Annotated in this window: 1 pseudogene; it reads right to left on the bottom strand. The window is 79.1% G+C overall.

Going from position 1 to position 998, the window contains the following annotated elements:
* A pseudogene (locus tag BI06_RS51255) lies at nt 1–907 on the bottom strand (hypothetical protein); the annotation flags it as partial.
* Between the last annotated feature and the right edge of the window lie 91 nt (nt 908–998).

Here is a 998-nt window from a genome sequence, read left to right on the forward strand (position 1 = left end):
GCTGCTGCGGGGCGGGCTGACCCGGGGCCGGCTGCTGGGGCGCGGGCTGACCGGCGCCGGGCTGCTGCGCGGCGGGCTGGCCCGCGGCGGGCTGCGTCGTCTTGCTGTTGCTGCCACCGGTGCTACTGCCACCGGTGCCGCCGGTGCCGTTCTGGGTCCCGCTCTGCGGTGCCTTGCCCGCCGGGACGTTCGTGCCGGCGGGCTGGCCGCCCGGCACCGCCGGGGTGCCGACGGTGCCACCGCCGAGGGCGAGCCCGGGAACGGTGCCCGAGCCGTCGACGGGCGGCGCTGTGAGCGCTCCGGGGTCGCCGGTGGCGGGAGGGTCGACGGGCGCCGGGAGCGGGAGTCCGGTCGTGGGCGGGTCGGTCGGCGCGGGCGGCTGGACGTCGTCGATCTCCGGTCCGTCGACCAGCTGGGGGTCCGCCCGGTTCACGCCCCGGTTGTCGCCGTGCTTGTCCGCGCCGTCGGTGATCAGGAACGGCAGGCCCATCAGCACCACTCCCGCCGTGGCGGCGGCGACCAGCGCGGGCCGCCGGAACCGGGGCCGACGGGACGTCTCGTCCGGCTCCTCGCCGTCCGCGCCCTCAGACCCGACGGGGACCGGCGCCCCGGGCTCCTCGCCCGGGCCGAACCCGGCCGCGGCCGAGGGGACGACCGCGACCGGCGGCACCGCCGCGGCGGTCACCACCGGCGTGACCGGCCCGTACTGCGGCACGGCGACCTGCTCGGTCGGCGCCTCCGCCGTCGCCGGGGCGGCCACCGCGGCAGCGGCGGCGGCTCCTCCGGCCGAGGCGGCGGCACCCGCCGGTGCCCCGGCCGGCTCCTCCTCCATCTCCCAGTCCATCGACGGCAGCTGGATCCCCGCCGCCCCGCCCCGAGCCCCGTTCCCGCCCGTACTCGTGCTCACCGCAGCCCCTCCGGCCTCGCATGCAGTCCCAGTCGACAGGACCACCCCGTCGACTGGACTTCGGGTGCTCCTACTCCGTTCCTACGGCCGG

The sequence above is a fragment of the Kitasatospora sp. MBT66 genome, assembly GCF_000710405.2.
Taxonomy (GTDB): Bacteria; Actinomycetota; Actinomycetes; order Streptomycetales; family Streptomycetaceae; genus Kitasatospora; species Kitasatospora purpeofusca.